Source organism: Cellvibrio sp. BR (genome assembly GCF_000263355.1).
In the GTDB taxonomy this organism is placed as follows: domain Bacteria; phylum Pseudomonadota; class Gammaproteobacteria; order Pseudomonadales; family Cellvibrionaceae; genus Cellvibrio.
In genome coordinates, this window is the sequence record NZ_JH668212.1 from 1 (window position 1) to 8244 (window position 8244).

2 protein-coding genes are annotated in these 8244 nt (G+C 51.9%); both read left to right on the forward strand.

The window, feature by feature from the left end; genetic code table 11:
- Positions 1–550 precede the first annotated feature (550 nt).
- The gene (locus tag O59_RS20680) at positions 551–1402 is read left to right on the forward strand and encodes a sulfotransferase (protein WP_007646349.1); all 852 of its coding nucleotides are present in this window, start codon (positions 551–553) and stop codon (positions 1400–1402) included.
- Positions 1403–1408: 6 nt separating this feature from the next.
- A partial coding sequence (locus O59_RS20685; RefSeq protein WP_157152685.1) for a DUF4347 domain-containing protein occupies positions 1409–8244 on the forward strand: 6836 nt, incomplete at its 3' end.

Genomic DNA, 8244 nt, shown 5'->3' on the forward strand with positions numbered 1-8244 from the left:
GCTGGCGGGTATTCGGTTGGATTTAGGGCTGACCAAAAACCTGTCTTATGGGTTGAGTGTAAGACGTATTTACCTGGCGGATCAGGTAGTGGATATGTATTCGTTATCGGGGCGTTTGCGGTTTTAATTATTAGCTTTTAAGTACAGGTAGTCGTGTATTGAAAAAGGGAAAGGTGTTTGGCGCCTTTCCCTTTTTGTTTTTAACGATATTGCTCGTGTTTCGCTAGCGCTAAAAAATTAGCCCAAGGTGTCAGCTATGTAATGTGCTGTCATTGTAATGAGCCGTACCTGTGTCAGTATTTAATTGCTCGCTATCGCGCTGCAAGCTGAGTAGTTGTACTTATTATGAGCAAGTTGCGTTTTGTTACTTGGCGACTAAGCTCACGAAGCGAATTAATTTTGTGCTCAGTGGCTGAGTGTCAATTAATTGCCTGAGTTTTATTTTCTGATTGTTCTTATTGGTTTTTGTCGGTGTTTTGACTGATTTATCTTGTGTTTTTTATTCATTCCATGTTGTTGCAGCGACATAACGGACTAGTAAAGGCGTTTAATGACTTCCCGATTTCATTTTATTTCTGGTTTGCCTCGTTCTGGCTCAACTCTGTTGGCGGGCATTCTCCGCCAAAACTCGCATTTTCATGCTGCTATGAGTAGCCCAGTTGCGGGGTTGCTCAATGGTGCATTGGAGCAAATGGGCGCTAACAGTGAATCCTACTCATTTTTTGATGAGACCAAGCGCAAGCGTATTTGCAAATCCCTGTTTGAGGCTTACTACGCCGATAAAGAACAACCAGTGATTTTTGATACCAATCGCCAATGGACTGCACGCTTGCATCAACTCGTTGAACTGTTTGACGATTTCAAAGTGATTTGCTGTGTGCGTAACCCGGCGTGGATTATGGACAGCTTTGAAACCATCCATCGCAAAAACCCCTTTGATTACAGCCGCATGTTCAATGCAGCTTCGCGTCAGACGGTATATAGCCGCTGCGAAGCATTAATTAGTGCAGGTGGTTCTGTGGGTAGCGCTTGGACTGCGTTAAAAGAAGCCTACTATGGTGAGTTTTCTGATCGTTTACTGTTGGTGGATTACGACTTACTCACCCAGCACCCGGCGCGCACGATTGAGTTGATTTACCGTTTTATTGGTGAACCCTTATTCGACCACGATTTTAATAATGTCGATTATACCGAAAGTGAGTTCGATCAAAATCTGGGCGTAAAAGGTTTGCACACTGTTAAAAAGAAAGTGGAATTCAAAACCCGGCGCAGTATTTTGCCGCCGGATTTGTTTGTGAAATATCAAGAGATGGATTTTTGGCAAGACAATACCGGTACTTCAGCCAATATCATCGCCGCTAAGAAAACAGCAACGCTTTCCAACAAAAGTGAAGGAAACTAAATCGCCATGTCTAACAAACTACTAATGGGCTTATCGTCGTTGCTGTTGCCGCTGGGGCTTTATGGAGTGCCTGCGCAATCGTCAACAAGTTATCAGCGCTCTTATCTCAGTGCGAGTATTAACAGCTCGCCCGACCTATCCGCTACTAACATGGCCGCGACACATATCGTGCGCGCGGCTGTTCGTGTTACGGCTGATGAATTGGATATTGTCAGTACATCACCCGTAAAAGAGTTGGTGATTATTGATGCGGCGGTGCCGGATAAAGCGGTGTTTTATCGTGCGGTTAAACCCGGTGTGGATATAGTTGAAATAGATTCTTCCCAGCCTGGATTGGCGCAACTAAAAACAATATTAAAAAATTACCAAGGCTTAAAAGGCCTGCACATTGTGTCGCATGCGGAAGAGGGCGTAATGCTCTTGGGTAACAGCCGTGTAGATTCTGCAGCGCTTACAAATGAAAAGGATACTTTTGCTTCATTAAATGCCGCCTTAATTCATGGAGCTGATTTGGTTCTCTATGGTTGTGATTTGGCGAGTGGCTATAATGGTGGAGAGCTGCTGGATATTATCCGTAGTAACACTCATGTAGATGTAGCTGCATCGAATAATAAAACAGGTAATTCCGAGCTGGACGGTGATTGGGATTTGGAGATCCAGCGCGGTAATATCGAAACTGAATTGGCCTTCTCTGAAAAAGCACTGAGAGATTTTACTGCAATATTAGCCCCAGTCATTTTTCAAATGTCGACATGGGACGTTGTTGATCCCGGTTTTAATAACAAACGATTTACACCTAACGGAAGCAACAATGCAGATTCCGTCAATATCGATGCTCAGGTTAGCTTCGGAGGGAAAACTCTGACGGTTGATGGCGAATATAACAGTATCAGTGTGAGCCCTGGTTATGGAATTGGCTTTGGTTTCTCTGAAAAATCCATCACGCTGAGCTTTACCGACGGCAGCGAATTTAAGCCAAGTTCAATAGAGATTTATTCTACTGCTGGCGATTCGGCGACTATTACGACAAATAATGGTGGCAGTATGAATGTAACTATTAATGATAAGTACGCCACCAATTATACGAATCAGATGATCGACCTAAGTTCATTGCCTGCTGGTGCTACATCTATAACCATTACCAATAACTCATGGGCTCCCTTTGTTGTTAATACCAATAGTGGTTTTATGGGTGCCATCAGAAAAATCACTTTTGATAGCATTGGCAGTACCAACCAAGCTCCAACTATAAACAACCTCAACAGTGATAGCCTTGCTTGGCCGGGCGTTGGCAATACGGTCACGTTGGATTCTGGGGGCAATGCCAATCTGGCCGATACCGAACTAGATGCACTTAACGCCGGTAACGGCAACTGGGCCGATGCGGCGCTAATCATACAACGATCTGGCACCGCAATTACCTCCGATACTTTTGGCTTTAATACTTCTGGTGCTTTATTTACCGTTACCGGAACTACCAGCGGTAATCTGCAATCAGGCGGACAAACCTTCGCTACTTACACCAATATCAATGGCGTGTTGACCATCACCCTTACCAGCAGTGATACAACGGCGACTAGCGCGCTGGTTGATGATGTTGTCCAACGAATTACTTATCAAAATAATACCCCAGCAGGCGATGCCACTATCAGCTATGCACTGACCGATGGCGATGGTGGAACGGCGACCACGGCGACTGTCACAGTCACCACCGATTCAATTTACGTCACCAATACCACCGACACCGCCAGCATCGACATCGCCAATGGCGTGAGTTTTAGTGAGGCGGTGGCGATTGCGGCGGCCGATGCCACCGGCAGCCAGACCATCGTATTCAACGGCACGCTGGCTGCCACCGCGCTCACCATTAATAGCCTAAGCCTAAATGAAAGCCTGACATTTGATATGGACGCTGCCAGCAGCATGTCGCTGACCAGCGGAACCATTACTCTTGGCGCGGCGACTACCCAAACCTTTACCAACGGGACTGGTGATACGGCGACGATTTCCAGTGCTATTGGCGGTAGCGGCGCGCTCACCAAAACAGGTGCGGGTGGATTAACGTTGTCCGCAACCAACAGCTACTCCGGTGTTACTAGTATCTCCGCGGGAACATTGACCGTCAGCAATGGTGATGCAATTTCCACGAATGGCAGTGTCTCTGTTTCCAGTGGCGCGACTCTTGCGCTCTCCAGCAATGAAACTATTGGCAATCTTTCCGGTGCCGGATCAGTCACTCTGGGCAGCAATACCCTAACCAGCTGGATTACTGCCGATACAACCTTCTCCGGCGGCATCAGCGGTACGGGTGGCCTGAGTGTCAACCAGAGTGGGGCGGCGACTTTCGCGCTGACTCTGTCGGGTACCAATACCTACACCGGCAACACGACTGCGATGAATTTCGGCTCGCTGAGGCTGGATGGCGATGCGTCTGTCTCCAGCAGCAGCTATTTGCGCGCCAATGGCAATAGCGTGATAACACTGCTATCGAACCAAACGGTTGGCAGCCTGGGCAGCAACAGTGCCACTGCCACCGTCAACCTCGGCAGCTTCACGCTGAGCGCCGGGGGCGACAACACCACCACGACCGTAGCCGGCGTCGTGTCCGGCACTGGCAACCTAGTGAAGCAGGGCAGCGGCACGATGACGCTGACGGCCACCAATACCTACAGCGGCACGACCACGGTATCGGCCGGCACCCTGGCTGTGGCCAGTGATAGCAATCTTGGCAGCAACACCGTGACGCTGGCATTAGGCGCGACGCTGGACATCTCTGGTGCCACCAACATCGACAACGCCATCGCGCTGAGTGGCGATGCCACCGTCAGCACCTCGGCAAACGCCACCTTGTCCGGCGTCATCAGTGGCGCCCATACCCTGGCCAAGTCGGGCGCGGCGGCACTGATACTGTCGGGCAGCAATACTTACGCAGGCACCACCGTCAGTGCGGGCACTCTGAGCGTTGCCAGCGACGCTAATCTAGGCAGCGGTGGCATCTCGCTGGCGGCTGGCACCATTTTGCAGGTGACGGGTGCCACCACTGTCGACAACAGCATCACGCTGACTGGTAATGCCACCGTCAACAACTCCGCCAATGCCACGCTGTCCGGTGTCATTGGCGGCGGCTTCAACCTCGCCAAGTCCGGCGCATCGACGCTGACACTATCCGGCACCAATACCTATAACAACACGACGGTCAGTGCCGGTACGCTCAGCGCCGCATCCGACAGCAATCTAGGTTCGGGCGGAGTGACGCTGGCAGCAGGCACAACGCTGGCCGTGACGGGTGCGACCACCATCGACAATGCCGTCACGCTGTCTGGCGCGGTGACGGTCAATACCTCTGCCGACGCAACTCTGTCGGGAAACATCGGCGGCGCGGGCAGCCTGGCCAAGACCGGCGCCAATACGCTGACGCTGTCGGGCACAAACAGTTACGCAGGCAGCACCAACGTATCGGCGGGCACTCTGTCCGTGGCGGGCGACGGCAACCTCGGCAGCGGCACCGTCACGCTGGCGACCGGCTCCACCCTGGCAGTCACCGGCGCCACCACCATCGACAATGCCATTTCACTGGCTGGCAACGCCACCGTGCAGACCACCAATGCGGCGACGCTCAGCGGTCCCATCAGCGGCGCGGGTGGGCTCATCAAGGCAGGCGCATCCACGCTGAACCTGAGTGGCACCGACAGTTATACCGGTGCTACCAGCGTCAATGCCGGTAGCCTGCTGGTTAATGGCGCCTTGTCCGCTACCTCGGCTACGGCTGTTGCGTCCGGGGCTACCTTAGGAGGCAGTGGTAGTATTTCCAGCAACATTACCGTCAATAGTGGCGGCACTCTTTCGCCCGGTAACAGCCCAGGTACATTAACTGTTAACGGCAACCTCACTATGGCTCCCGGCAGTATCCTGGCGGTGGAGATCAATGGCACTGCGGCAGGTACCGAGTACGACCAAATCTTGGTGAATGGTTCTTTGGATGTGTCGGGGGCTATCCTGTCTGCCACCCATGGTTACACAGCCGGGCAGGGCGATAGCTACACGATCATTGTCAACGATGCCGCTGACAACATCACCGGTACTTTCAGTGGTTTGGCAGAAGGTGGAACTACCACAGCAGGTGGCAATAGCACAGTGCTAACCGCAAGTTATTTGGGTGATGATGGCAATGGCAATGATTTCACCCTGACTGCGCCGCTGAATGCTGCGCCAGTTATCGCTAACCTGAATGGCGATAGCGTCAGCTTTATTGAGGACAGCGACCTCATTTTGCTGGATGCAAGCAATGACGCAACCGTCACTGATGATGATTCGGTCGATTTTGATGGCGGTAATGTGACGGTTTCAATCAGTAGTGGTCGTGTCAGCACTGAAGATGTACTTTCAATCCGGAATGAAGGCACCGCAGGCGGCCAAATCGGCACTTCCGGCCTGAATATCACCTATGGCGGCACGCTTATTGGTACTCGTACGGCTGATGGCGGCACCGATATTAATGATCTTGTTATCACTCTTAACAGCGCTGCTACCCCCGCCATTATTCAGGCGTTGGTTCGCAACCTGACTTACACCAATACCAATACCACTTCACCGGACACCGGTGCCCGAACTGTGCGGATAACCGTAAATGACGGGGATGGTGGTACCAGCAGTCATGCGGATATTGCTGTTGCTGTTGTCGCGACCAACGATGCGCCGACATTGACTGCTACCGGCGCTACACCAACCTTTACTGAGGGTGGTGCGGCTGTTGGTTTGTTCAGTGGAACCAGTGTAAGTACTGTGGAATCTGGCCAGTTGATTACCATGCTCACAGTAACTGTCACCAACGTTACTGAGGGTAGTGATGAGATCATGTATTTCGATGGTAGCGATATTCCGCTGGTCAATGGTTTTACGGGTACTTCATTGATTCATAGCGTGGATATCAGTGTTGCCGTCACAGGTTCAACCGCAACCTTGACGCTTGTCAGAACCGGTGGCCTTTCATCTGCGCAGACGTTGGTAGATGGGATGACCTATGCCAATCGCAGCACAACCCCGACGCTAGCGAATCGTGTGGTTACGATTACATCAGTGCGAGATGATGGCGGTACTGCCAATGGTGGCGTGGATACTTCCAGCCCCAATGTGTCAGCGACAGTCACTATCTCGGCAGTTAACAGCGCCCCTGTGGTAACTACCAGTACCGGTGTGACAGCATTTACCGAGGGTAATAATGTTGCCTCCACGCCAGTTGTTATTGATGGCGATATCACAGTAAGTGATCTGGATAATGCAACGCTTGCCTCTGCAACTGCGAGCATTACTGCTAACTTCCAGACTGCTGAAGATGTGCTGGCCTTTACCAATGATGGCAGCACCATGGGTAATATCAGTGCAAGTTACAACAGCAGTACAGGTGTGCTCACCTTAACCTCCACTGGTGCCACCGCGACCCTTGCTGAATGGGAACTCGCTCTGGCCGCAGTGACTTACACCAACAGCTCCGAAACCCCCTCGGAAGCAACCCGCGAAATCAGTTTCACAGTGAATGATGGCGTGGAAACGAGTGTTGTCACTACCAAATCAGTCAGTGTTACTGCGGTTAACAATACACCGATCATCTCTGGTACTCCTGCGCTATCGATCAATCAAGGCGCTGCTTACAGTTTCACACCTAGCGTAACCGATGCGGACTCGGTTGTATTGCTCTTCAGCATTGCCAACCAACCGGCTTGGGCCACGTTTGATCCTATAACCGGAACCTTGAGCGGTACTCCGGGCAATGCGAATATTGGTACCACCGCGGGTATTGTGATCACCGTGAGTGATGGCACCACATCAACCAGCTTGCCTGCGTTTATCCTGACGGTTCTTAATGTCAACGATGCACCAGTGATCAACTCCACCCCCGTCACCACTGCTACGCAAGATGTCGCCTACAGCTACACCTTGGCGGCAGCCGATAGTGATATGGGCGATGTGCTGACACTCAGCGCTGCAACTTTGCCAAGCTGGTTGAGCTTCAACCCCGCGACTGGCGTATTGAGCGGTACTCCGACCAATGCGAATGTCGGTAGCCATGCCGTGACCCTGCGCGCCACTGATGCAGATGGTTTGACGGTTGACCAGAGCTTCAGTATTACGGTTGCCAACGTTAACGACGCGCCAACCATCAGCTCCACCGCCGTCACAACGGCAACTCAAGATGTTGCCTACAGCTATACCTTTGCAGCAGCGGATGGCGACGCGGGTGATGTGCTGACCCTAAGCGCACCGACTTTGCCGAGCTGGTTAAGTTTTAATCCTGCGACTGGCCTCTTGAGCGGTACACCGACCAATGCGGATGTGGGCAACCATGCCGTGACATTGCGTGCGATCGATATCGATGGTTTGTTTGCAGAACAATCGTTCAGCATTAACGTAACCAACGTTAACGATGCACCGGTGATCAGCGGTACGCCATTGGTATCAGTCGATCAGGACGTTGCCTACAGCTTCACCCCAACCGCAAGTGATGTGGATGTAGGCGATGTGCTGACTTACAGCATCACCAACAAACCGATCTGGGCCGCGTTTGATACCGCCACCGGTGCACTGACCGGCACACCAACCAATACGGATGTGGGCACTACCACCGGAATCGTCATCACGGTCAGCGACGGCACCTTGAGCGCAAGCCTGGCAGCGTTTGACCTGACTGTGACCAACGTGAACGAAGCGCCTGTGATTAGCGGTACGCCATTGGTATCAGTTGATCAGGACGTTGCTTACAGCTTCACCCCAACGGCCAGCGATGTGGATGTGGGCGATGTGCTGACTTACAGCATCACCAACAAACCGACTTGGGCCGCGTTTGA

What these genes read in the sequence shown, in the direction of transcription:
- O59_RS20680 (WP_007646349.1), top strand. Translation starts at nt 551, where the DNA reads ATGACTTCCCGATTTCATTTTATTTCTGGTTTGCCTCGTTCTGGCTCA.